Annotated in this window: 24 protein-coding genes, 1 tRNA gene and 1 other RNA gene; 18 read left to right on the top strand and 8 right to left on the bottom strand. The window is 38.7% G+C overall.

Going from position 1 to position 25,098, the window contains the following annotated elements; genetic code table 11:
- Positions 1-15 precede the first annotated feature (15 nt).
- Positions 16-933, bottom strand: coding sequence for a DNA-3-methyladenine glycosylase family protein (locus CFK37_RS01395; RefSeq protein ID WP_089060234.1), 918 nt, complete (start codon positions 931-933; stop codon positions 16-18).
- Positions 934-1,127: 194 nt separating this feature from the next.
- On the opposite strand from CFK37_RS01395, the gene CFK37_RS01390 reads away from it, so the two are divergent.
- Both CFK37_RS01390 and CFK37_RS01385 read left to right on the top strand, forming a co-directional pair.
- On the top strand, positions 1,128-1,712 hold the full coding sequence (locus CFK37_RS01390) for a bifunctional transcriptional activator/DNA repair enzyme AdaA (protein ID WP_425445356.1): 585 nt from the start codon (positions 1,128-1,130) through the stop codon (positions 1,710-1,712).
- Positions 1,705-2,223: a methylated-DNA--[protein]-cysteine S-methyltransferase gene (locus CFK37_RS01385; RefSeq protein WP_089060233.1), complete on the top strand. Its 519-nt coding sequence runs from the start codon at positions 1,705-1,707 to the stop codon at positions 2,221-2,223. The genes CFK37_RS01390 and CFK37_RS01385 overlap by 8 nt, the downstream gene beginning before the upstream one ends.
- 39 nt (positions 2,224-2,262) lie before the next feature.
- Here the strand turns inward: CFK37_RS01385 and CFK37_RS01380 are convergent, their stop codons facing one another.
- A complete protein-coding gene (locus CFK37_RS01380) occupies positions 2,263-3,231 on the bottom strand; it encodes a S8 family peptidase (protein ID WP_089060232.1) in 969 nt (322 codons plus the stop codon).
- A 179-nt stretch (positions 3,232-3,410) separates the two neighbouring features.
- Between CFK37_RS01380 and CFK37_RS01375 the strand changes: the two genes are divergently transcribed.
- The 6 genes from CFK37_RS01375 to CFK37_RS01350 all read left to right on the top strand — a co-directional run bounded on the left by CFK37_RS01375 (position 3,411) and on the right by CFK37_RS01350 (position 7,972).
- Complete coding sequence (locus CFK37_RS01375) at positions 3,411-4,022, top strand: 3'-5' exonuclease (protein ID WP_089060231.1); 612 nt, start codon at positions 3,411-3,413, stop codon at positions 4,020-4,022.
- Positions 4,023-4,291: 269 nt separating this feature from the next.
- Positions 4,292-5,128: a pyrroline-5-carboxylate reductase gene (proC, locus tag CFK37_RS01370; RefSeq protein WP_089060230.1), complete on the top strand. Its 837-nt coding sequence runs from the start codon at positions 4,292-4,294 to the stop codon at positions 5,126-5,128.
- Positions 5,129-5,407: 279 nt separating this feature from the next.
- Positions 5,408-7,015 (top strand): acyl-CoA synthetase, encoded by a 1,608-nt coding sequence (locus CFK37_RS01365; RefSeq protein ID WP_425445355.1) that lies wholly within the window; start codon positions 5,408-5,410, stop codon positions 7,013-7,015.
- Positions 7,016-7,067: 52 nt separating this feature from the next.
- Complete coding sequence (gene sspL / locus CFK37_RS01360) at positions 7,068-7,208, top strand: small, acid-soluble spore protein L (RefSeq protein ID WP_089060229.1); 141 nt, start codon at positions 7,068-7,070, stop codon at positions 7,206-7,208.
- Between the two features lie 58 nt (positions 7,209-7,266).
- Positions 7,267-7,450: non-coding RNA, 6S RNA (gene ssrS / locus CFK37_RS01355), on the top strand.
- Between the two features lie 150 nt (positions 7,451-7,600).
- A complete protein-coding gene (locus tag CFK37_RS01350; protein WP_089060228.1) occupies positions 7,601-7,972 on the top strand; it encodes a VOC family protein in 372 nt (123 codons plus the stop codon).
- Positions 7,973-8,029: 57 nt separating this feature from the next.
- On the opposite strand, the gene CFK37_RS01345 is transcribed toward CFK37_RS01350, so the two are convergent.
- Together CFK37_RS01345 and CFK37_RS01340 are read right to left on the bottom strand one after the other, a co-directional pair.
- Positions 8,030-8,644 carry a PH domain-containing protein gene (locus tag CFK37_RS01345; RefSeq protein ID WP_089060227.1) on the bottom strand — a complete coding sequence of 205 codons (615 nt, stop codon included), beginning with the start codon at positions 8,642-8,644 and terminating at the stop codon, positions 8,030-8,032.
- Positions 8,645-8,750: 106 nt separating this feature from the next.
- A complete protein-coding gene (locus CFK37_RS01340; RefSeq protein ID WP_089060226.1) occupies positions 8,751-9,704 on the bottom strand; it encodes a DMT family transporter in 954 nt (317 codons plus the stop codon).
- 131 nt (positions 9,705-9,835) lie between these two features.
- On the opposite strand from CFK37_RS01340, the gene CFK37_RS01335 reads away from it, so the two are divergent.
- The 3 genes from CFK37_RS01335 to CFK37_RS01325 all read left to right on the top strand — a co-directional run bounded on the left by CFK37_RS01335 (position 9,836) and on the right by CFK37_RS01325 (position 11,022).
- A complete protein-coding gene (locus CFK37_RS01335) occupies positions 9,836-9,988 on the top strand; it encodes a small acid-soluble spore protein P (RefSeq protein ID WP_089060225.1) in 153 nt (50 codons plus the stop codon).
- A gap of 114 nt (positions 9,989-10,102) precedes the next feature.
- Positions 10,103-10,471 carry a cytochrome-c oxidase gene (locus CFK37_RS01330; protein WP_089060224.1) on the top strand — a complete coding sequence of 123 codons (369 nt, stop codon included), beginning with the start codon at positions 10,103-10,105 and terminating at the stop codon, positions 10,469-10,471.
- A gap of 41 nt (positions 10,472-10,512) precedes the next feature.
- Entirely contained in the window at positions 10,513-11,022 is a 510-nt protein-coding gene (locus tag CFK37_RS01325) for a DNA-deoxyinosine glycosylase (RefSeq protein WP_089060223.1), read from the top strand.
- A 196-nt stretch (positions 11,023-11,218) separates the two neighbouring features.
- Here CFK37_RS01325 and CFK37_RS01320 read toward each other — a convergent pair whose 3' ends face one another.
- Positions 11,219-12,154, bottom strand: a complete 936-nt coding sequence (locus CFK37_RS01320) for an NADP-dependent oxidoreductase (protein ID WP_089060222.1) — start codon at positions 12,152-12,154, stop codon at positions 11,219-11,221.
- 881 nt (positions 12,155-13,035) lie between these two features.
- The gene (locus CFK37_RS01315; protein WP_089060221.1) at positions 13,036-14,136 is read right to left on the bottom strand and encodes an SDR family oxidoreductase; all 1,101 of its coding nucleotides are present in this window, start codon (positions 14,134-14,136) and stop codon (positions 13,036-13,038) included.
- Between the two features lie 155 nt (positions 14,137-14,291).
- Here CFK37_RS01315 and CFK37_RS01310 point away from each other — a divergent pair, with 155 nt between their 5' ends.
- The 5 genes from CFK37_RS01310 (at position 14,292) to CFK37_RS01290 (ending at position 19,666) form a co-directional block, all read left to right on the top strand.
- Positions 14,292-15,035 carry an SIMPL domain-containing protein gene (locus CFK37_RS01310; RefSeq protein WP_089060220.1) on the top strand — a complete coding sequence of 248 codons (744 nt, stop codon included), beginning with the start codon at positions 14,292-14,294 and terminating at the stop codon, positions 15,033-15,035.
- A 125-nt stretch (positions 15,036-15,160) separates the two neighbouring features.
- A complete protein-coding gene (locus CFK37_RS01305) occupies positions 15,161-15,301 on the top strand; it encodes a YpzI family protein (RefSeq protein WP_089060219.1) in 141 nt (46 codons plus the stop codon).
- 513 nt (positions 15,302-15,814) lie between these two features.
- On the top strand, positions 15,815-18,007 hold the full coding sequence (locus CFK37_RS01300; RefSeq protein WP_172840437.1) for a YhgE/Pip domain-containing protein: 2,193 nt from the start codon (positions 15,815-15,817) through the stop codon (positions 18,005-18,007).
- Positions 18,008-18,089: 82 nt separating this feature from the next.
- Positions 18,090-18,578: a DinB family protein gene (locus CFK37_RS01295; RefSeq protein ID WP_089060218.1), complete on the top strand. Its 489-nt coding sequence runs from the start codon at positions 18,090-18,092 to the stop codon at positions 18,576-18,578.
- A gap of 131 nt (positions 18,579-18,709) precedes the next feature.
- On the top strand, positions 18,710-19,666 hold the full coding sequence (locus CFK37_RS01290; RefSeq protein WP_245837285.1) for an alpha/beta hydrolase: 957 nt from the start codon (positions 18,710-18,712) through the stop codon (positions 19,664-19,666).
- A 274-nt stretch (positions 19,667-19,940) separates the two neighbouring features.
- On the opposite strand, the gene CFK37_RS01285 is transcribed toward CFK37_RS01290, so the two are convergent.
- Together CFK37_RS01285 and dat are read right to left on the bottom strand one after the other, a co-directional pair.
- Positions 19,941-21,944, bottom strand: a complete 2,004-nt coding sequence (locus CFK37_RS01285; protein WP_089060216.1) for a S9 family peptidase — start codon at positions 21,942-21,944, stop codon at positions 19,941-19,943.
- A 218-nt stretch (positions 21,945-22,162) separates the two neighbouring features.
- Positions 22,163-23,038 carry a D-amino-acid transaminase gene (dat, locus tag CFK37_RS01280; RefSeq protein ID WP_089060215.1) on the bottom strand — a complete coding sequence of 292 codons (876 nt, stop codon included), beginning with the start codon at positions 23,036-23,038 and terminating at the stop codon, positions 22,163-22,165.
- 178 nt (positions 23,039-23,216) lie between these two features.
- Between dat and CFK37_RS01275 the strand changes: the two genes are divergently transcribed.
- Together CFK37_RS01275 and CFK37_RS01270 are read left to right on the top strand one after the other, a co-directional pair.
- Positions 23,217-23,290 (top strand) — tRNA-Gly (locus CFK37_RS01275).
- A gap of 90 nt (positions 23,291-23,380) precedes the next feature.
- Positions 23,381-25,084 (top strand): ABC-ATPase domain-containing protein, encoded by a 1,704-nt coding sequence (locus CFK37_RS01270; protein WP_089060214.1) that lies wholly within the window; start codon positions 23,381-23,383, stop codon positions 25,082-25,084.
- Positions 25,085-25,098 lie beyond the last annotated feature (14 nt).

Below are 25,098 nucleotides of genomic sequence, written 5' to 3'. Positions count from 1 at the left end.
TAACCCTGAATATTTCTAGTAAAGCATACGCCATAAATAAAATGTTCCATAGGATTCCCAACCCGTCCAGGCAGAAGATAGCTTTAAAATTTCTTTCTTCGAGGGCTTTTTCTCTAAATCCAAGATGAGTTTAATAGCGTTGTGCAAACCAACATCATCTATAGGAAATGCTGATGGATAATGCAGGCATCTCATTAACACGTAATTGGCAGTCCAGGGACCGATCCCACGAATTTTCACAAGTATTTTTTCAGCTTTTTTAAAGTCCCTGATTTTCATTAATTTTTCTTTTGATAATTCCTTATTTGTTATTAAGTTTGCAACATCAATTAAATATTCACTTTTCTTCACTGTCATTCTCATATTGGATAAATCTTCTACCGATAATTTTGCAATAACCCCAGGCTCAGGAAATATCCAATACCTCACACCATCCCATTCTTTATATCTTCCGAAATATTCAACTAGCCGCCTCTTCAGGGTATAGGCATATGTAAGGTTGATCTGTTGACCTAGAATTCCCCACGCTAATGCTTCAAAGAGGTCAGGTATTCCGATAACTCGTAAGCCATAGAAATTGTCGACAGGTTGATGTAGCAAAGGATCTGTTTCAGCCAGTTCATAAAAAGGAAGTAAATTAGTCTTTAAATCAAACCATTCCTGGATATACTCTGCAACCTTTTCCCTGACTGCCTTCTGGTCGGGTGTTGTATTACCAAAAAAGCGTACATGTATTATAGTTTCAGTTTCCCCGCTAATTTCCACTAAAGGTGTAACGTCTTCAATTGGCAGCGCTCTGTATATTTTATTGTCTGCAATGGTAAACAGACATTCATTTGTTGATCTTGACAGATACTTTAGGTTTTCACTAAAGCTAAATTCTTTAGGTGCAAAAATCCTTATAAATCCGATATGGTCCTCAAAGTCCTTCATGTGTTTTTCTCCTTAATTTGTTTAGTTTGGTATATCTATGTTTTATCGCAGTTAACGGGCAGTAATAAACCACAGATTGAAATTTCATTTTATCACATAAATCTGATTTAATAATTTCGTTATCTTGCTTTTACGTTCGTAAAACCTTACATTTCCAATTGTTCCAGGTATACTAAGTTGTAGAGGTGATTGCGATGAACATGCAGAGAGAATCACAGATTTCCAACGAATATTGGCAGGCCATAGTGGAAAACGATTCTTCCTATGATGACAGTTTCTTTTATGGTGTAAAAACGACCGGAATATTTTGCCGTCCATCCTGCAAGTCAAAAGTGCCAAATAGGGAAAATGTGCGTGTTTTTAAAAATGCTAGACTCGCATTATCTGCAAATTTTCGACCTTGTAAAAGATGTAAGCCCGATGGACTGCATCTGCCGGATGAAGATTGGGTTCAACAAATTACAGAGTGGATTGAGCAAAACTATCAAAAACGGATTAACTTGGATATTCTAGCGGATAATGCTCATGGCAGCCCATACCATCTACAGCGATTATTTAAACGGGTGCAAGGTATTTCTCCGCTTGAATATATTCAAAAAGTACGAATGAAACAGGCCAGTCGGCTTTTAGTTACAACCAAAAAAACGGTTGCGGAAGTCGGACTAGCAGTGGGTATGCCAAATGCTGCTTATTTTGTTACTTTGTTTAAGGAAAAAATGAATTTTACCCCCACAGAATACCGAAAAAGGTTCCAAAAGGGGGAGGGAGTTAATGAATAGGATAAGTAAGGGAATAATTAGCTGGTCATTATTCGAATATCAAAATTGGCAATTCTATCTTGCTGCAACATCAAAAGGACTTTGTTATGTGGGGTCACCGAATAGTCCATTCGATGAATTAAAAAATTGGGTTATGTACCATTTTCCACAAGATGAATTAAAAAAGACTACTACTATGCTAGAACCCTGCAAGACGGAATTTCGCGAATACCTTCAGGGTAAGCGTGAAACATTTACGTTTCCCGTCGATATCCGGGGAACTGAATTTCAGCAGAAGATCTGGCATACATTGAATCAAATACCGTATGGTGCGACATACACATATACTCAGATTGCGGAATTGGCTCAACGACCTTCCGCGGTTCGGGCAGTAGGGACAGCTATTGGAGCTAACCCGGTACTTATTTCTGTACCTTGTCACCGTGTAATTGGCAAAAATGGAAAGTTAACAGGTTATCGTGGCGGATTAGAAATGAAAAAACAGTTACTCCATTTGGAAAAAAAACTTTAGGCAGCCCATCTTATAAGATGGACTGCCCTTTGGACAAGTTTATAATGCATTCATAACTGACGTTTTCAGTTCTTTATCAAATATTTTACTTAGATAGTCGGGAGCTGTTAAATAAAGCAGTCCGTTACCTTCCAGCATTGGTGAAATTCCAAGTGGAACGGTCCGTTTGATTAATTGGGCATATAACTCGGGTTCTGAAAGTTTCCGTTCAAAATAACTGTTAGTCAGAACTTTAATTAGAGCAAGCGCACCTGATACATGGGGAGCTGCCATGGATGTGCCGCTTAAAGTAGCATATTTGCCGTTTAAATAAGTGGATTGAATTTTTTCTCCTGGTGTCACCAAGTCAACTTCATTATTTGAATTGGTGAATTCCGAGGAGCGCCGTTCAAAATCGATAGCTCCTACACTAATAACTTCATTATAACCACCTGGATAGCCAAACTCATCCGTAGAATCATCGCCGTCGCCGGCATTTCCTGCAGCACAAACAACGAGAATGTTGCTGGAGACTGCTTTTTTAATGGCCTCATGAAGTTTTGGGTTATCGTTAGGTCCTCCGAGTGACATAGAAATGATATCAACTTTTTGTTCAATAGCATAATTGATTCCGTTAATGATCCAATCGTATTGTCCAGATCCGTTTTTGTTGAGAACTTTTACAATGAGCAGGCTGGCTTCAGGTGCAACACCCGTTACACCAGCATCATCTTTACTTGCCGCAATCGTTCCCGCAACATGTGTGCCATGACCGGCATAATCCTCTAACATTTTCGGGTCACCATTATCATCATCTGTGAAGTTTTTGCCGCCAACGATATGGTCCGCTAAGTCGGGATGGTCGATATCACAGCCTGTATCAAGAACCGCTACTGTAATATCTTTTCCTTTCGTATCGTCCCAAACCTTTGGCGCTTGAATTAGCTCAACACCCTTTGGAATCTCCTTCTCTACTTGATCAGCTTGTTGAATTACCTTATACGGAATAACCTGAGCACAGTCTTTCATTTCTTTTCCCTCCCGGTGTAGGATTTACTATTCATCATTAACATTCTAACATTTCTGATTGTTTTCGGACAGGTTCTTTAGTAATAGGAAAAATTACTATTAAATGAAGAAGCAAGATAGTACGTGGTATAATGGAAAAATAAAATAATTGGTAGATAGATATTGTCAGGAGGTATCATATGAACTTTATCTCAATAGATTTCGAGACTGCCAATGAAAAACGCCACAGTCCATGTGCCATTGGAATCGTCGTTGCAAATGAATCAGGGATAATTGATGAATATTATAGTTTGATCAATCCTTTAATGGATTTCAGTTCATTTAATATAAGGGTTCACGGGATAACACAGGAAGATGTAATAGATGCCCCGACTTTTCCTGAACTGTGGCCGAAATTTAAAACTTATTTAACCGGCAATTGTGTTATTGCTCATAATGCAAGTTTTGATATGAGTGTATTAAGAAAGACGTTGGATTATTTTAACCTTACATATCCGCAAATGGAATATTTATGTACAGTGGAAGTTTCAAAACGCATATGGCCGGATTTAATGAATCATCGGCTAAATACAGTTGCCAGACACCATAACATCGCGTTTGAACATCACCATGCCTTGGAGGATGCGCGTGTTGCTTCCTTAATTATGATTGAAGCATTAAGGGAACATCATGCAAAGGATCTAGATGACTTCGTGAAAATATGTAGTATGAAAAAAGGAAAAATATATGAACGGGGGTATGTTACTCCTAAGATTAATCCTAAAAAGCGAAAAAAAAGAATGTACTTCTAAATAATTTACATTGAAAAAGCAGGATGGACCTAATTTGGCCTTTTCTGTTTTTTTTATGGGAATTAATTCTTCAATTTCAGCGATATAAGCGAATTAAATGCGATGAGCGTCGTTTAGATACTCCTTAAAACCGAATGGTAACGCTTTCATGCACTATTTGAAGCTTATGCGCATCAATTTCCTGATAACCCTTGAAACAAAATACACAGATGTTAAGATACAAAGGTTGAATGTTTGAGCCGAAGAAATAACAAATGGGAGATGTTTACATGTTAAAACATAAAACAATTGCTTTTTTAGGTGCTGGCAACATGGCAGAAGCAATGATTTCTGGAATGATTCAAACAGGGAAAGTACCGGCTAAGCAAATTATTGTTACAAATAGATGCAATCAAAATCGGTTAAATTTAATGAAAGAAAAATATGGAGTAAAAGCTGTTCCAATGAATGAACTGCCTTATGAGGAAATTGACTTTCTTATCCTGGCAATGAAACCAAAAGGAGCAGAGGAAACACTTTCCACTGTAAAAAGCTTATTAAACAGCAAGCAGGTGGTAATTTCCGTATTAGCCGGTATAACCACTTCTTATATGGAGGAAAGACTCAATCCAGGTCAAGAGGTAATTCGTGTTATGCCAAATACCTCAAGTATGATTCAAGAGTCTGCAACAGCAATGTCACTTGGAACTTATGCAAAGGACCAAAATGCTGAGGATGTAAAAGAACTGCTTGAATGTATGGGAAAAGTATATGTGATTGAGGAAGATCAAATGGATATTTTTACTGGCATAGCGGGAAGTGGTCCAGCGTATTTCTATTATCTAATGGAACAAATGGAGAAAATAGGAAAGGTAAGCGGGATGGACAATGAGATGGCCCGAAAAATTGCTGCACAAACTGTTTATGGCGCAGCAAAAATGATCATGGAAAAAGAGGAAACTCCTGCAGAATTAATTGACAATATCGTCTCACCAAACGGAACAACAGCTGCCGGGTTAGAAGCATTAAAGAAACACAACGGCGGGGAAGCAATTTCACAGGCTGTTAACAATGCAGCAAAGCGATCAAAAGAAATCAGCGAAGAACTTGAAGGTGTATTAGTATAATTTAGATTTGGATATAGGCATGTTGCCTATATCTTTTTTTTACAAGATCAGAAAGTATAAATGAAAATCCGTCTAGCTCCAGCGCCCAGAAGCTGCAGTCATAAGCAATGGACACTACGAACGCTAAACCCATGCGTTCTACGGTCCCTTGCTTATGCGTCCGCTTCTAAACGGGGCGCCCTGAGCTTTTCTTGCATAAGTAAAGCTTGCCATTCCTATTTATCTGAAATAAAATAAAAGGGGGAAAATTCAATTTTATCTAAATGAGGAGTGAAGTTTATGGACATGCAGACCAATAATAACGCATCACTTTCCAACATGTTAGAACGGGCAAGAAGAAACACATTAGGGGATTTATTAGCCAGGACAAGCGACCGAACTCCAAATAAACCCGCCATTACGTATCAAGGAACTAAGCTAACATATGGTGAGTTGGATGCTGCGGTGAACCGGACTGCACATGCTTTTTTGGAAAGAGGAATGAAAAAAGGGGAAATGATTACGGTGATGTCCAAGAACAGCTTGGACTTTGTGGTGGTTAATTTCGCTTTAGCCCGGGTCGGTGCAGTCATGATTCCAATTAATTACATGCTTTCAGTAGAAGATATTCAATATATTTTAAAGCATGCTGAAGTTAGTGGGCTTATTGCTTCTGAAGAGTATGCACCAATATTAGGCCAATCGGCTGGCAGTCTAGAAATCAGACATCGTTATTTAATGGATGTTCCGGAAACACATAACAAGGATGGGCTTGCTGATTGGGAGTTACTCTCAAACCTTAAAAAAGGACAGCCAACCGAACTTGTCGATGTGGATATTGCAGATGACGATCTTGCACATGTTTTATATACTAGCGGTACGGAATCACGGCCCAAAGGGGTTATGCTTACCCATAAGAGCTTAGTAAGTGAATATGTAAGCTGTATCGTTGACGGAAAAATGGAGGAGCGTGACATTGCGATACACGCGTTGCCGCTTTATCATAGCGCACAATTACATGTTTTCTTAGGGCCAAGTGTATATGTCGGTTCAAGTGGAATTGTGCTTGGTGCAGCAAGTCCTGAAATAATTTTAAAAACAATTGAAGAAGAAGGGGCCACTCAGCTATTTTGTCCTCCAACGGTTTGGATTGCGCTGCTACGCCACCCAGATTTTGATAAAAAAGACTTGTCAACACTGGAAAAGTGCTATTATGGTGCTGCCATCATGCCTCGGGAAATTTTAAAGGAGCTCTCGGAACGGTTGCCAAATGCTAAGTTCTGGAATTTTTATGGTCAAACGGAAGTGGCACCACTGGCTACAGCATTGCAACCGGAGGATCAACTTCGGAAATTGGGTTCCGCCGGGAAAGCTTCATTAAATGTACAAACAAAAATAGTGGACGATGAAGATAATGAAGTTCCGCGTAATGAAATTGGGGAGATTGTCCATCGAACCCCACATACCATGAAAGGATATTTGCATGACCCTGAGAAAACTGCAGAAGCATTCCGTGGTGGATGGTTCCATAGCGGAGACCTTGGTGTAATGGATGATGAAGGATACATTACAATTGTTGACCGGAAGAAAGATATGATTAATACTGGTGGTGTGAATGTATCGAGCAGGGAAGTCGAGGAAACCATTTATCAGCTTGATGGTGTGTCAGAGGTAGCTGTGGTTAGTATTCCGGATGCATACTGGATTGAGGCTGTAACTGCAGTCATCGTACAAAAAGAAGGCGCGAATTTAACAAAAGAAGATGTTATCAAGTTTTGCAGATCTAAACTATCAACATTCAAAGTTCCCAAATATGTTGATTTCACGGTTACTCTGCCTAAAAACCCAAGCGGGAAAGTGTTAAAAAGATCCTTACGTGATGATTATGAAGGCCTAGGGTCTAAATAGGATTGAATAGTAGCATCATTTTTTGAAACACTATCTGATGGAGGTGTTTTAAATGAGTGAAAAAGATAATTTATATAAAAAGAACCGGTTGAATTCGAGTGTAAATCCCCAGGGACAGACTGAGGATGCAGCAGAGAACAGACCAGAGTCACAACTAGAACAGAAAGCAAAAAAGGATAATACCAAAAGATAATTTAGATAACTTGGGCAAATTTACTATTGTTTTTTTGAAAGGTAAGGTGTAAGATGTATATAAGCTACAATGTTCGTATTAATTTAAGTTTTAACCTCTAACATTATAATAGGGAGTTTTATATAAGAGCTGGAATGTCGAGCCTCCGTTGAGTGGAAGACAGGAAGGTTTTTGCAAACACCCACTTTGAGGAGTGGTGGTTTAAAACTTTTTATTGAATATACGGCAATTGTGGCTTATAACTTTTAAATGTAAGGGATCAGTTTCCAGTAGGGAACTGGTCTTTTTGTTTGTATAAGTAAAACTTCTCCTCTTTGATTTGAAAGCTGTATTATCTATTTTACTTGTGGAGCGTTATGATAAGAGTAACAAATTCAAGGGGGATGGGATGCATGACATTTCAATTTAAAAATATTGATCATATTCAGCTTGCGGCGCCAACGGGCAGTGAAGACAAAGCTAGAAAGTTTTTCGTTGATTTACTTGGATTTGAAGAAATTGAAAAACCTGTACCACTGCGCCAGAATGGGGGCGTATGGTTCATGGCAGGGTCTATTCAATTACATATAGGGGTGGAAGAATCCTTTATTCCAGCCGGAAAAGCTCATCCCGCGTTCCATGTAAAAAATATTGAGGGACTCCAAGACTATTTGCGTTCAAAAAATATAAATTATATAGAGGATGATCGCCTTCCTGGTGCAAACAGGTTTTATTTGCATGATCCATTCGGAAATCGCTTGGAATTTCTGGAGTGGAAGGCGTAATAACGGTAATCCAAGGTTAAAAATACCCCGCCAAAATAGTGGCGGGGTAACAAATTATTAATTGTTTATATAGCGTTCAAAAATATAGCCGAAATCTTTGATGCTGTATTTATCTTTATTCATTTTCAACCAATCGAAAGCAGCTTCATTAATTTCCTTGAACTCATCCGATAACTTGGATTCATTGCTTCTACTGTTATTTAACGTTGTTGAAGCAAACTCTAAACTTTGTTTTGAGTAGGTAATGTATGTTTCATTATTTTTTACTGTTTCCGAAATCATGATTAATGCTTTGTATAAGTCTTTCAGTTCATCTAAATGATCTTTATGGACATCGATACTGTGGAAGTTTTGTCCCATTTTGAATTGAATTTCAACATCCCGATCCAATGTTCCAGCAGTTTCTAAGGTCACATCTGAAATAGTGTTGTGACGGTAATCAAAACGGCGGAGTGTGCGTTTTTTACTGGTTGCACTCGTACCATCCACATGAATCAATGCTTTGTTGGTAAAGCAGTATTCATCTGAGCGTGACTTAATTAAAAAGAATATCTTTTCATCGTCTTCATGCATGACATAATCGTCTGAATCAACCTTGTCATAATCAACAGGTTGGATCACTTTCCCTACATCACTAATACCAAGTACATCTGATGCAACTTTTCCAAACATAAAATCAATCCTCTCCACCAAATAATCATTTTCTTAAATATTGTACCATAGTAAAGCAACACTTTATTATTAATTCGGGAACTTATCGAATTGATAATATGGTGATTTATTCCCCGGACACCTTTTTATGCACGGGCATCTTTTTTCGATTTCCGAAAGAAGACGCTGCACTGTGCAGGACCATTCCTATCACAACGAGAGCCATCCCAATAAAGGAAACTGCACTAGGTAGCGGTGCATGTAATAAAAGAAGTTCACCAAATAAAGCAAAAACAACTTCTCCCGACTGTGTCGCTTCGATTGCCGCCAATTTATGGTTATCATGACTGACGAGCTCGGTTGCGTAGAAAAATAATGCTGTGGCAATAATGCCCGATGAAATGGCTACGATAAAGGTCTGCAGGACTTGATCGGAACTGGGTGCGCCTTGAGTCGCTATGCCATAAATGGATAATATAATCCAAAAGGGCATACTGGCAATTGTCATTCCCAATATACGCTGAAAGGTGTTCAATTCGCCATTTACAACATGCATCATTTTTCTGTTTCCGAGTGGATATGCAAACGCTGAAACAATCAGTGGAATTACACATAAAACAACACTTGCGAACGATACTGATGAAGCATGTTCCAACTGCATGATAAAAACCCCACTTAAGATGACTAAAGAAATTATGATACTTTGCATTGGTATTCGTTGTTTTTTGCCTCTACTTAAAAAAGGTACAAGTAGTGAACCGGCGATAATTGTAAGTTGGAATGTTGCTGCAACAAGCCAGCCAGGCCCATAAATCGTTGCGAAGGTAAGAGGCGCATAGAAAAGCCCAAAACCAACCGTACTCCAAATAATCCATGGAAGCGGTTGGTTTTTAATATGCAGAATAACAGGTATGACATTGCGTTTATAGCCAACAATAATGAGTAATAGTGGGAGCATAAAGAAAAAACGTAACGTTGCACTCCATACCCAACTGCCGCCATCCAGTTCCATAGCACGATTTAAAACAAATGTGACGGAGAAAAATAAAGCCGAAAGAATTCCAATTATAGTTGCTTTCATTACGTCACCTCAAATTCACAATAGTACGTTTAATCATACCAAATGTATACGCCAATTGGATAGCTGTTTGCATGCATAAATCTATATCGCCTATGAAAAACTAATGGGTAATGAGGAAAGGAGAGACTATCATGTCAAAGAATCGTAAAGGTCCAAAACAACAAGAACATCCAAATTTACCGTTAAGTCCAAAACAGCCTTATGGAGAACCATTAAGTGGTTCTCATAAAGTAAAAAATAAAAACCACTCAAGGCAAAAAAATAACGCGTCACACGATATGTAAATTTAAAGGCAGTCATCGGGCTGCCTTTTTAGTATTCCAAAAGAAAAGTAAAAACATGTGACTGTAGCCGTCATCATATAATGAATAATAGTAATTATATGAGGAGGTCAAAAAATGGGTATTAAATTAATCAAAATTGCTGTGGTTTACTTTTTAATCGGAATTTCACTTGGTTTATACATGTCAGCTGCACATGTATTTAATCTCGCCACTGTTCATGTTCACATTAATTTGCTTGGGTGGGTTTCTCTTTCCATTGCAGGCATCTTTTATATCCTATTTCCAAATCTGACAAGAACATCTGCGGCAAGAATTCATTTTTGGCTGCACAATATTGGGCTGCCAATCATGATGGCGAGTATTGCCTTAGCAATATTGGGGGCAGGTCAAATCTTTTTCTTATTTGCCACAATCGGTGGGATTCTTACGGTATTAGGAATCTTTTTTTTCGGGTATAACATTTTGCAGAACCTTGGTAAATGATATACTGAAAAAATATCGACTATTACAGGAGAGTATATTTAATGACTGACAAACTAACTGGTCTGGATCCAATCATTTCAGATGACCCTAAGGTATTAATTGCTGGTTCAATGCCGAGTGAAATCTCACTTACGAATCAGGAATATTACGGTAATCCCCGGAATCATTTTTGGGATATTTTATTTGAATTATTTAATCAAGAAACAATTGCTGATTATCAAAGGAAAATAGAATTTATCAAACAACATCATCTTGTATTATGGGATGTAATTGGCGCGTGCCACCGGGTGGGGAGTCTTGATAGTAAAATAACGGAAGAAGAACCAAATGATATTTTAAATTTGCTGGATAACTATGCTTCCATCCGGCTTATTGCCTGTAATGGAACCAAGTCTTTTCAAACATTGAACAAGAACTTTGATTTGGAAAAACTGAGCAATGTTGATGTTCTCAAGCTTCCATCAACAAGTCCAATTCCCGGAAGGTATACAAAAAACTTTGCTGGGAAAGTGGAGGAATGGAAACGTATTTTGACTTACTTACCTGAATAGACTTAAAAGTGAACTAGGGCGAGGGAGTGCGGAACTTGAGTGAAAATCGTTGCAACTGGGGAAGGGGAAAGTCCAACCCGAGAGAGAAATAGCTGTCTCCCGAGTCAGAGGTGTTACGGCCCGTGTTCGGTTTGTTTTCTCCCGACCTGGCCGTTTATTAATTAGCCTGTTTTCGGTATTTTCCCCGGGTCACAGGTTATCTTATTTTTATAACAATTTTTCCTTTTGCATGATGGGTTTCACTTAATTTATGCGCTTCACGCAGCCCATCTTGACTGAATTCGAAAGTGTGACCGATTGTTGTATGAACTTGTTCGTGTTTAATTAATCTGCCAAGTTCTGCGAGTTGTTTACCGCTGGGTTCTAACCAGACAAAACCAGCTTTTATTCCTTTTAATTCCGCATTCTTTTCGTCCGGAGGCTGCGCAATGGATACTAACTTTCCACCCTTTTTCAGTACGTCGAAACTCTTCTCCTGAATATCGCCGCCCATTGTATCGACAACAATATCAAAATCTTCGATAACTTCCTCAAAGTTTTCCTCTTTGTAATTAATAAATTTATCCACTCCAAGCTCTTTTAGAAACGCTTCATTCTTGCCACTGGCAGTTGAAGCCGCGTATGCACCGAAACTTTTAGCAATCTGTATTGCAAAGCTGCCGACTCCGCCTGAACCAGCATGAATAAGAACTTTATCACCAGCTTTTATCGAAGAAAAGTCAACTAGGCATTGCCATGCTGTTAAACCCGCAAGCGGAACTGACGCCGCCTCTTCGAAAGAAAGATTTTCAGGCATTTTCGCTAAAAGATCCTCATCAATAGCTGTATAGTCAGCATAAGTACCATTTTCTGTGGTTTTCGGTCTGGCGAATACATGATCACCGATTTGGAAGTTTGTAACGTTGCTTCCTACATCCTTTACAATTCCGGCAGCGTCCCAGCCTAGTATAATTGGAAAGTTAAACGGCAATTTTTCCTGCAGATAACCTTCACGCAATTTCCAGTCGATTGGATTGATGGATGTTGCATGAAGCTCCACCAATACTTGCTTATCTTCTAAAGCAGGAATTGGAACTTCTTTTTCGATTAATTGATCCGAAGAACCGTATGCTTCAATAACAATTGCTTTCATTTTGTGAATCCTTCTTTCTGTGTTTACTTTTATAAAATAGGGTATTGTACAATAGTTACCCATATAAAATGATAAACCAAGCGTATTTACATTCCTATTTTTTTGTTTTCTAATCATATTACCAAAACTTTGTAGAATAATGATGAAATACGAGCAAATTTACTATATAATAAAATAAAGTATCTATTTTGCAAGTGAATTGCTTATTTATTTATCTTGATATCAAGATAGTCGGAAGCAGTGAAATTATTTAAAATTATTGGTTGTTTTTTTAAAATGGATTGAATAGAATGAAAAGGTGAGCCCGCAAAATTGGGCCGTAAGCTACTACTTACGACCCAGACAGTTTAACGCAAGGTGGCGACGACTTCGTTATCAGGATTGAAAAAGGTAATTATCCAGCTATCTTTCCGACAGGGTAATTACTTTTTTTCATGGCTGTTCACAATCAACAACACAAGCGTCGAAAACATCAGCATCAACTCTAGTACCTTGTCAATTGGAATCACACGCTCATCCCCTTTCTATGGGGTGTAAGCCGCCAATGTAAAAGAAGTCTTTTCCTCCTACTCACCCTACTTTACCTGTCCCCACCATTATACAGCATTAGAAACAATAAATGTTGAAATTGTTAAAAAATGGTACAATGTTCACAGAAGTCTGTCATATTAAATTTTAATTACTTTTTTTGTAATAACCCCCGTAAAAATTATTTGAAGAAATTAAGATTCTGTATAGTGAACCAAAAACAGAGATTATTAAATAATTCCTAACAAATAAAATTAGTTCCAGTTTGTAAAGACGCTGAAAAATACGATGAAATCAACCTTCAATAACGACTGGTTGTTGATATTCCTTGGTATTTTTTTTATTTGCAGATATTATCTGATTTCAATCTGTTTGCCGAAATCGTGTTTATACTTGCGATAAAAACGAATCATTGGTTCAATTGTGTCTTTTAAATCTGGGCATTTTATACCAGACCCTTCTAAATCGGCCACTGCCTGTGAACAATCATAGGAAGACATGATTTCAAAATAATCCATCGCCTCTTTTTCAACCTGTAGCCATTTTCGAATCCTTGCGACCGATAGGGCGTTTTTTGCTAGCGAGAGTGGAACTTGCCCTCTTGGAGTTTTACCCAAATAACTTTCTGATAGCATTTTGTGTAATTCTCTCATCTTGTAAGGTCTAGGATCTGTTAAGTGATAGGTTTTTCCTTCCCCAGCGGTAGCTGTAGCTAGGTAGCTTACGGCCTTTAAGACATAATCGGAAGGAACAAAATTCCCCTCAGGCTCACCGTCACCAAGATATGTCATTATAGGAAGAAAACGCAGGTGGTCGAGGAAATTAAGCATAAAATACATGCCATCAAATTTAATTGTTTCTCCTGTTTTAGAATTTCCTTTCACAATACTTGGGCGAATAATTGTTGTTGGAACAGAACTTTTTTCATTTTCCACCAATAACTCTGCTTCATATTTTGTTTGTTCGTAATGGTTTCTGAATGTTTGCCCCATTGAAAGTTCATGTTCATATATTTTGCCTTCGCGTGTCCCGGAAACATAGGCAGTACTGAAATAAGTATAGCGGACAAGCTTGTCCAAAGTCTTAACCCAGCAATTAACATTTTTTGTCCCGTTTACATTTACATCAAATGCAAGCTCTTTTGGCACAGCCAGATCATAAATTGCAGCAAGATGGAATACATGGGTGACAGATTTCTGTAACGACTCATTAACTTCCGAAGAGATAGCGAGTCCGGATTCTGTGATATCACCAATTACAATGGAGAATATGTTAGCTGGAATTGAATTTTTATTTGCGAAGCTTTTTATTTCCTCCCTAGCTTTCTTTTCCTGGGAAGGTAACACCAACAAGTGAATATGTTTGATGTCCTGTTGGTGGTCGTCGATGAGTTGGCGAATTAAGCTTGAAGCAAGAAAACCTGGGTAACCTGTCATGAGATAAATATGTTCCATTCAATCGCCCTCCTTAATGGTATGGTCTAATTATAAAACAAAGATAGTAGTTTTAATAGTGTGATAATTAAAAATAGCAAGCATGCAAGAGGGGAATGCTTTTTTGGTGAAGGGACCCCTGCACATCTATTAAACGGAAAAACAGGTTGTCGTGAATGGAACAATTCCAATATAAGATAACATTACGTACCATTTCACATAGGATAGGAAAAGAACCTATAAGCATGAAAGGGCGGAATGATATGTATTATCCAAATCCGAATCACTATAGGCACAATCCCACACGAATTATGACTGTATTTGGAAATGCAAGTCTCTCATTTAATCCGGATGTAGTAAGTATTAATTTAGAGGTTATGACAGAAGATATGCAACTAAGCCAAGCCCAGCAGGAAAATTCCCGTAAAATGAATCAGGTTATCCAATCCCTTTTGAAGTTAGGTATTCCCAGGGAAAAAATCCAAACAACCGGATATAATATAACCCCAATGTATAATTACAATGATGGAAAACAAGAATTTCGAGGCTATCGTGTTTCCAATGCAATTACGGTGCAGATCAGCCATATTGATCGAGTAGGGGAAATTATTGATGCAGCAATACAAAATGGTGTAAACCAAGTTTCCAATATCCAGTTTTTGATTGAAGATAAGCAATCTGCCTATCAACAGGTGCTTAGTGCTGCTCTGCAGAATGCGGTTGATGAAGCTCAGGTAATTGCAGAAACATTAACGGTAAATTTCGATCCAACACCAATTAAAATAGTTGAAGAATCAACGGACGCGCAACAAGCACTTAAAACTTTTTCAACCTTGGATAGCAGCGTATCTACTCCTATAGAACCTGGTCAGCTTATCGTCCGTGCAACTGTTAAAACCCAATTTCAGTTCGGAATGTAGCAGGGACTGGATAGAATGAAATAGAATTTAGTAATAACAAAATGCAGACGATATATTAAATCAATTGCAGTTTATATGAATAATACTATCTAAAAGACTCATGTTAAAAATAGGAGGTGCTTATAATGGGAAAAGACCGTCAGGAAAAGAAGCTAAAAGAAAGTGGTCGTGTGGAATCAGACAGGGATGTGGGTCTTCGTTATAAAGGAGCGACAAAGATGTCAAGCCCAGAAGAAGCCAGAAGATTAAATGATGGTAAGAAATAAAAGCAAGCGATAGCGATTCATCCTTCTGGAAAGAGGCTGGGACAATAGTGATTCAGTCATAGAGAAATCCGAACTATGATTCCAAATTTTTTAATTAGAAATTGGATTAGTTCGGATATTTTTTTTGGCTGTTTTTGTAAATCTTACATAAAGCTAAAAAAAGTGGTGATTTTTAAAATTTCAGATTGACGTGGGCTCGTCTGTTATTCAAAATTAGCCGGCGCTAAATTTTGTGGGATTTTTGGTTGTTCCATCTTAATTTTACTTGCCATATAATCATTCTTTATTGGAGATTAGTTTCAGTGTACCACACTTTAGAAGTGCCTTAAGTAATGGCTCAAATGAAAACGCAGTGATCATAGACCGTCTTCCCTCGGATAATTTAAACCAGCTTCCTTCGTTGTTGAATTTTGCTATACAGGACTTTACTGCTATAATATCAAAATATGATATTTTTTTAACCTTAAATGAATGGTTATTCATTTTTGAACATTGGAGATAGGGACGGTATAAATGAAGAACATCTGGAGAATTTTTAAAACGGATAGTAAAAACATCGGAACGAATTGGGTTGCGGCAATATTGATTGGTGGTCTGATCCTACTGCCATCTCTGTATGCTTGGTTTAATATTGCTGCATCATGGAATCCATATGGACAAACAGACCAAATTCCTGTAGGTGTGGTAAATGAGGATGCCGGGGCAATGGTTCGTGATAAAAAGATTGATGTAGGAAAAGAACTGGTTGAGACATTAAAGGACAATGATGATATGGACTGGCGGTTTGTCAATCGCGATAAAGCCATGGACAAGGTGGAATATGGTGATTATTATGCTGTAATCGTAATTCCTGAGAACTTCTCCAAAAAGCTTGCGACAGTCATTTCAGATAATCCAAAAAAAGCATCGGTCGAGTATTATGTAAATGAAAAGATAAATGCTATCGCACCAAAGATTACCGAGAAGGGTGCAAGTGTCATTGTAGATAATATCAGCAGTAATTTTGTTTCAACGGTGAACGGCGTTATTTTTGATATGTTTAATGACCTTGGACTGGAAATAGAAAAGGACCTGCCGGATATTAAGAAATTCGAGAACTATATTTTTAAAATGGAGAAAGACCTCCCAAGGATTAAACAATTGATTAATGAATCATTGACAGATGCTTCCAGTGCCGAAGAAATCATTAATAAGGCGCAGGGGATGGTTCCAAAGGCAAAGCAAACAACAAATGACGGATTAGCAATCATCAACGATACCACAGCATTTTTAACGGAAGCCGAGAATCGATTAAACGAAATAGCACCGAAAGTAAAAGCAGATTTAAAGAAAGTACAGAATATGGCAGAAAGTGCGAATGACTACATTACGAAGATTCAATCGGCCGATATCGATTTTAGTGCCGGTGACCAATTAACAGATCAAGTTTTACAGCGGGTTAATGGTGGAATCCAGACCATTGAAACAATCGAAAAAGCATTGAATCAGTTAAAAGAAACAAATAACGCAAACAAAAGTCAAGGTGAGGAACAACAAGCACAACAACAATCGGATCAGCAAATCAATCAGGCACTGCAGCAATTAGCAGCACTGAAAGCTGGTCTGCAAGAGGTAAAAGGTAATATCACAGAAATTAATTCGTTCATTGGTGAGAAAAAACAGCAGGTCGATAACAGACTGGCTGAACTTCAAACCAAAACAGCAAATGTTAACACAAAAATTGACGCGTTCATGAAAGAATACACGGAATCAATTGAACCTACCATATTAGCAGAAGTAGCCAAAGCGAAAGGAACGCTGGCAAACGCAAAGGAAATGCTGAGCGGAATTCAGGAAACGATACCTGAAGTTGAACGTATTTTAAATAGGACAGAAGATAATTTAGGAAAGGGAGAAGATAAACTAGGATATATCTCCAGTCAATTTCCATACGTTAATGCTAAGGTTAATCAATTAGCGGATCGAATCAGGGAAATTCAGGGCGAGACAGATATCAATGAAATAATTGAGCTCCTGCAAAATGACCCGGATGCGGAGAAGAGTTTCTTTTCCGAACCAGTTCAACTTAATCAGAACAAGCTTTTTCCGATTCCTAATTATGGCTCTGGCATGACACCTTTTTATACGGTGCTAGCGATATGGGTTGGCGCATTATTATTAATTTCGTTATTGGCAACTGATGTAAAAAGTTCTGAATTGTATTCGGTGAGGCAAGTATACTATGGAAGGTTTTTAACCTTTTTAAGTATTGGCTTTCTGCAAACAATTATCGTCTCTTTGGGGGATATTTATTTAATAGAGGCCTATATCAAGCAACCATTATGGTTTATCCTGTTTGGGCTATTGAGCTGTCTGGTATTCATGGCGATTGTCTATACATTGGTATCGGTTTTTGGCGATGTTGGAAAGGCAATGGCTATTGTATTTCTTGTATTGCAAATCGCTGGGTCAGGGGGAACATACCCCGTCGTTTTACTGCCCGAGTTTTTCCAAACGATCAATCCTTTCTTACCATTTACGTATGCAATTGATTTGATGCGTGAAGCAGTTGGCGGGATTGTCTGGGAACGTGCAATACATGACGTAACTTTTCTATCCTTGTTTGGAATCGGCGGGCTATTAATTGGAACATTTTTAAAAGCCTCGATCAACAAAAAGACCAATGTACTGATGAAAAAATCCAAGGATTCGGGATTATTTCACTAATGGTTCTTCAAGTTAATTGTTTTATTAAAATACTTGTGTTTGATAAAATGAGTTGGTAGCTCAATTTACAAGGAGAGATAACATGCAAATTAATGAAGAGGCGCGATCGGATTTATATAGCGAAGTAAATGGGTTATCTGATGAAGAGTTAAATAAAAAACCCGCCGCTGATGAATGGTCAATTAAAGAAATAATGGAGCACTTATTTTTAATGGAAGGTGCAATAACAAAAACGATCATTGATCAATTGGAGAATGGGGAAGTGGTGAACGCTGACCTTAAACCAATTGAGGCGACAACGAATCGGTCAACAAAAGTGAATGCCCCTGATTTCGCTGTGCCTAATGACGACTTTGCGACATTGGATGAGCTGAAGCTGAAACTTACTGCGACGCATCAAGGATTGGTAAAGATTGCTGAGTCTGCTGATGAAAAAGAATTAGAGCAGAAAGGATTCACACATCCTGCCTTTGGGCAAATGAGTTTAAAACAATGGATTCCATTTGTTGGGTACCACGAAAAAAGACATACATTACAAATTAAAGAGGTTAAAGAAAAATTAGGAATATAGGTTAGCACACAGGACGGGCAGCATTTGCTGCCCGTCCTGTTGTGTCAAGAAATACCAACCCGAATTGGCAGAAATAAAGCCGTATTTCCTGTATAATGGAAGTAACACTTGCTCGAAAAAGGGGAATCTGTGTGAAGAAAAAAAGAGGCTTAAAACTATTAATTGGAATAATTAGTATTCTAGTAATTATAGATATTGCTGCTAGTTTTTATTTTTATAATCTGGCAATTGAACGAAATACGAAAGATTTTTTACAAGGAAACGCTGATTTGGAAGTCTCCGCCGAAGCGATGGAAGTTTTTACAGAGGGCGACTGGCGAGCATGGGAAGATAAACAGGACTTTAAACGGTGGGAGCTTACATCGTTTGATGGTTTAAAATTAAATGCCTATTTTTTACCCGCAAAAGAGCCAACAAATAAAACTGTTATTTTAGCACATGGCTATTTAGGATCAGGACTTGATATGGGGCTATATGGTAAATATTATTATGAAAAACTCGGCTATAATATATTGATGCCGGATGCACGCGGTCAGGGTGAGAGCGAAGGAGATTATATTGGATTTGGCTGGCATGACCGTCTCGATTACGTAAAATGGATTGATCTGGTTAAGGAAAAGCTGGGTGACGACTCTGAAATTGTATTACATGGTGTATCCATGGGAGCGGCAACTGTTTTGATGACAAGTGGCGAGGATTTACCGGATAATGTAAAAGCTATTGTTTCAGATAGTGCATATACGAGTGTTGAAGATTTATTTGCCTACCAGATGAAGCGGATGTATCATTTGCCTAAAGTCCCATTCTTAACAAGTACTAGTTTGGTAACCGAACTCAGAGCCGGCTATAATTTTGAAGAAGCATCTGCACTAAAGCAAGTTAAAAAGACAGACATTCCAATTCTGTATTACCACGGAAACGCCGATACGTTTGTACCAACGCGAATGGCACATGAATTATATAAGAATACGGCAAGTCCAGCCGAAATCATGACAATTGATAATGCCGGGCATGGAGAAGGATTTGTTGTTGAAAAAGAGGCATACGTGAAAAAGTTACGTTCTTTTTTGGGTAAATATGTGAACTAAGGCTGGGACAAAAGTGTTTTAGCCAGAGAGAAATCCGAACTATGATTCAATTCTTTGATTAGAATTTGAAGTAGTTCGGATTTTTTCTTGTCTGTTTTTGTAAACTTAAAGCTAAAAAGTATGCGCTGGATTGTTTTCCGCTGCGGACCGTTGCGCACCTTAGGGCACGGCTTCAGCCTCCTTGCCCCGGCAAGGGACACTACGAACGCCAAACTTAAGCGTACGCGGTCCCTTGCTTATGCGTCCACTTCTAAACAGGGCGCTTGCGCTTTTCTCACAAATATTTCTCAAACCAGCGACAAATATGATGCAATCGCTCGATTCGCATCAATGGTTCTCCGCTTCGACTTAATTCATGACTTGCGCCAGGGAAGCGAACGAATTCAACCTGTTTTTTTAGATGTTTTAATGTAATAAAGAGTTGTTCCCCCTGTTCAATTGGACAACGCAGATCTTCTTCCCCATGAACGATTAACAGCGGCGTGTCCACTGCCTTCGCATATTTCAAGGGGGAGAAATCCCACAACTTCTTCGGGTCATCCAATAGATTTTCACCTAATTCCCATTCGGTGAAGAAGTAGCCAATATCACTTACTCCGTAAAAGCTAAGCCAGTTGGATATTGAGCGCTGCGTTACTGCGGCCTTAAAGCGATTTGTGTGCCCGACAATCCAGTTTGTCATAAATCCGCCATAACTGCCACCAGTAACGCCGAGGCGGTCTTGATCAATGAAATCATAATTTTTCAAGGCATAGTCAACTGCCTGCATGAGATCCGAATAGTCTTTACCGCCATAGTCTCCGCGGCATGCCGTAACAAATTCCTGTCCATATCCATGGCTGCCGCGCGGGTTAGTATATAAAACAACGTATCCTTTTGCTGCAAGCAATTGCATTTCATGGAAAAAGGTTTGTCCATACATGGCATGTGGTCCCCCATGAATTTCAAGGATAAACGGGTATTTTTCATTTTCATTAAAATCAATGGGATGTAATATCCACCCCTGAATTTCAAAGCCATCTTCAGCTTCTACTGTTATCGTTTCCGGTTCTGAAAGGGCAACTTCTTGTAAAAATTCAGCATTGGCATTCGTTAGTCGAGCAAGTTTGCCATCTTTCAATTGATAAAAGTTACATGGATTTGTTGGGGTGCTGATTCCTAGAACAAAAGATTCAGACTTGTCGTTATAAGAAAAACCAAATACATGATTATTATCTTTGTAAAGAACTGCAATTCCACCTTGCAAATCAGCTTGATAAAGTCCTGTGGCACCATGATCCGTTCCAATAAAAAACAAGGCGTCACCGCTACCTGACCAGACAGGACCTGTTGTTGACTGGCCCATGCGTGTATCGCCAATCATCATATCACCAAGTGGCATGTCGATTGATTCACTTAAACAAGTTCTTGCTTTAGTTGTAAGATCAAACACGAATAGTTCATCCTGAGTCGCCCCAGCATAAGCAAACTCATTACCAAAACAGGCTATTTTATCACCTTTGGGGGAGAAAGAGGCATTGCTATAGGACCCTTTCCCGTTTGTTAACTTTTCCATTCCTTTTGTATCTGTATGTAATAAAAATAGATCGTTTGTTAACGATGAATCTTCGTCCGCATCAAGATTTGCTGAAAAAAGAATAAGACTTCCATCAGGCGATATATCCTCATAATCATAATCGGCATCCCCGTGGGTTAGCTGAATAAATTGCTCCGAAGCTAAATTATATTGAATGATCTGGGTTCTTTTCTCATCGCGAAAACCACTCCCATTGGCCTTGTGCTTCAACCGATTAATTACAATTGGTTCCTTTGCTTTGTCTTCTGCTTCTTTTTTCTTTTCGTCTTTTGTATGTTCCTTTTGTTCCTGTACATTATCATCCTTTTCCAATCGTGCACTGAAAATGATTTGGTTTCCATCTTTTGACCATGAAGGATTAACAGCCCCATTTTTAAACGTAGTAAGCTGACGGGCCTCGCCCCCATCGGTATGGGCGAGCCACAGTTGTGGAACACCGCTTCTGGTAGATTGGAAAACTAAATGTTGTCCGTCAGGGGAAAAGCGGGGATTGCAATTTTTAGCATCCTCATCGAAGGTCCATTGTCTTGGTTCGGAGTCTGTTAGCTTTTGCGTATAGAGTTGGGATTCATATTTATTATCCTTATTTATTGAGGTTGAAACAAAGGCATATGCATCACCATTTGGTGCGTGTTGCGGGTCACTATAAACTTCTATTTGTGTAAGGTCTTCCGCTGTTAGCGGGCGTTTCGCATCTGACATGAAAAGTCCTCCTAAACAATAAAATAGTTTCATCAAGTTTAAACTATTTCGCAAATCGAAGCAAATAGAATAGTAGAATTTTGGGAAAGTTCATACTGGTTAGGATTAAAAAATGTTTTCGATTCTATTCCCAAGATATATCGGCCAAATTTCAGATATAACAGCCAATCCCCACAGGATAAGAAAAAGCCCCCTGGTAGGGAGCTCTTCGACATTGTCTAATTCGTTTGTTCAATTTTCTTGTCGCTAATATTGGCATCTTCTTCGTATGCGCGTTGCAACTTTCTAGTTATCGGCCCTGGATATCCGTTGCCGATTTTTGAATCATCTACTGTGATAATCGGCAGCACTTCTGATGTGCTGCTTGATAAAAACATTTCATCAGCAAGTGCAATATCTTCAACAGTAAAGCCTTCCTCGTTAAAGGGAATATTCAAATCTTTAGCAAACTGTTCTACTCGCATCCGCACACAGCCATGCAAGATCCTTTTTGTGGCAGGGTACGTATAAATAGTACCATCTTTTATCAAATATACATTTGAAGAACTGCATTCGGTAACCATACCATCCTTGTGCAAAATAGCCTCATATGCGCCTTGTTCGCTTGCTGTTTGTTTAGCCAGCACATTCGGTAATAGATTTAAACTTTTAATATAACAATATTCCCAGCGGATATCCCGTTCGGTAATTGCCTTCACACCATCCTGTAAGTTGGTTACATTCCTTGCCTGTTCCTGAATATAACCATACACATTTGCGTCAATACCTACAGGGAAAATGTGGTCTCGTGATGCTGAACCTCGTGACACTTGTAAATATAATTTCGCATCAGCTGTAACAACATTTTTTTGAATTAAATTGTTTAATAGATTGGTAAGCTCTTCCTTTGTAAAAGGAAGTCTGATTTTCACTGCCTCAGCAGATCGGAAGAATCGATCAATATGTTCTTTCATTAAATAATAGTTGCCCTTGTAAATACGGATAACTTCATACACACCATCGCCAAATTGCATGGCGCGTTCCTCAAAGGGATAGTGCAAATTATCCCGGTGAATAAACTTTGTCTGTGACAACATGATTGGATATACGGACATTCTCTTCGCCTCCCCGTCAAGCATACGTCTATCTTATCGTTATCTTTCATCATTGTAAATGGTTGTTTTCACGCATATTAGGCAGGGTCGTTTTTCGAAAAATTTAAATTAACCCTTGCTTGATAAATGCAAACTTGCTATAATAGTAAACATCTTCTTAAAAAGGTTGTCGAATTTTGCGGGTGTAGTTTAGTGGTAAAACCTCAGCCTTCCAAGCTGATGATGAGGGTTCGATTCCCTTCACCCGCTCCATACATATGTCATAACGCAGTGTTTCGTAGCAAACTACGAAGCGTTGCGTTTTTATTTAGGTTCAGAAAATAAATAGGAGGGATATGCATTATGGATAAACTTATTCAAAATTTACGATTGCTCGATGGAAAAAGTTATAAAGCGTATAAAAGCATTCAGGGAAATTACAAGTTCAATAAATTTGACTTAGTTATAGATTATGTCCAAGGGGATCCGTTTGCTACTCCGTCAAAAATTCGTATTATTGTACCTAATAAATATCGTCAAATAAACGAAAATTGGTTATCAACTTATTACCGCAGAACAGCAACAGAGAACCGTATCGCAAGGGCTGTTGGACATGCGGTTTATCATAATTCTTTAACTGTTAGGGGATCGGGGAAAAGTGGGCTCATTCAATTTGATGCTCCACACCAGGAAGTCCTGGAGCGAAGTGCTGTTTCGATTTCTGCTGAAGCAACCATTATTTGTTTATCAGTGGGCTTACCTGCAAATGGCCGTAGAATAAATGGTAAAGAGGCAGAAAAACTGTTCAAACAAGCTATTCCATCCATAATTAACAAATCCATTTTTACAATTTCAGACAGGGAAATTGAACAAGCGAATATACTGGCTGATCAACAACAGGCTATCCGTGAAAAGATGAAAGCCCATAATTGGATTGCCTTCATTGCGAATGGGTCTATTTTGCCGCGGGCAAGTGGAGTAAGTGATCGTCCGTTAAAACAGGCTGTTCCATTTACTAGTCCCACTGAAAATGAAGTTGAAATCTCAATTCCGCATCGCGAGCAGCTACTCAAGGGCATGGCCATCAAAAGTGGTATTACACTAATAGTGGGTGGTGGCTATCACGGGAAGAGCACATTACTGGAAGCCATTGAACGAGGGGTATACAATCATACATCAAAAGACGGGCGTGAATATGTATTAACAGACCCTGATGCAGTCAAGATCCGAGCCGAGGATGGCCGCCAGGTAACAGGCGTTAACATCTCACCATTTATTACCAACCTGCCACACAAGCAGGATACAGATTTCTTTACCACAGAAAATGCCAGTGGAAGTACCTCACAGGCAGCAAATGTAATGGAATCACTGGAAACCGGAGCGACAACATTACTTATCGATGAGGATACAAGTGCAACCAATTTTATGATCCGTGACCAACGGATGCAACAACTGGTTAAAAAGGAACAAGAACCAATTACCCCATTTATTGATAAAGTGAAACAGCTTCATAATCAAATGTCAGTATCTGCCATTATTGTAATGGGGGGTTCCGGTGACTATTTTGATGTAGCAGATGATGTTATAATGATGGAAGAATATGTTCCAAAGAATGTTACCAAAAGAGCAAAAGAAATAGTTGCTGAATATCCAGCAAAACGCAGCCATAAGGGTGAAGATAGTTTTGGGAATGTTTCGCACCGTCAATTGGAACAATCCGGCTTGCAGACAACAAAAGGAAAACGATCCAAGGTTCAAGCTAAAGGATTAACCAAAATCCTTATGGGTAAAACAGAAATAACGTTTGACCAAACAGAACAACTTGTGGATTCTTCACAAACAAGAATGATTGCGGAAATTATTCAGTATTTGGATAAAACAAACGCGCTGGCCAAATCCCAGCCCCTAAAAGAATTACTAATTAAAGTAAACGAACAGATAGATAAAAAAGGGCTCTCGTCATTCACAGCACATCCTGATCAACATCCAGGCGATGTAGCCCGACCGCGTACCTATGAAATTGCGGCAGTATTAAATCGTATACGCACATTAAAGGTTAAGCAGTAATTGGACTTGCAATA

This window comes from Virgibacillus phasianinus (assembly GCF_002216775.1).
GTDB lineage: Bacteria > Bacillota > Bacilli > Bacillales > Amphibacillaceae > Virgibacillus_F > Virgibacillus_F phasianinus.
Note: the sequence above shows the minus strand (reverse complement) of the source record. Positions and strands in the feature narration are given on the sequence as shown.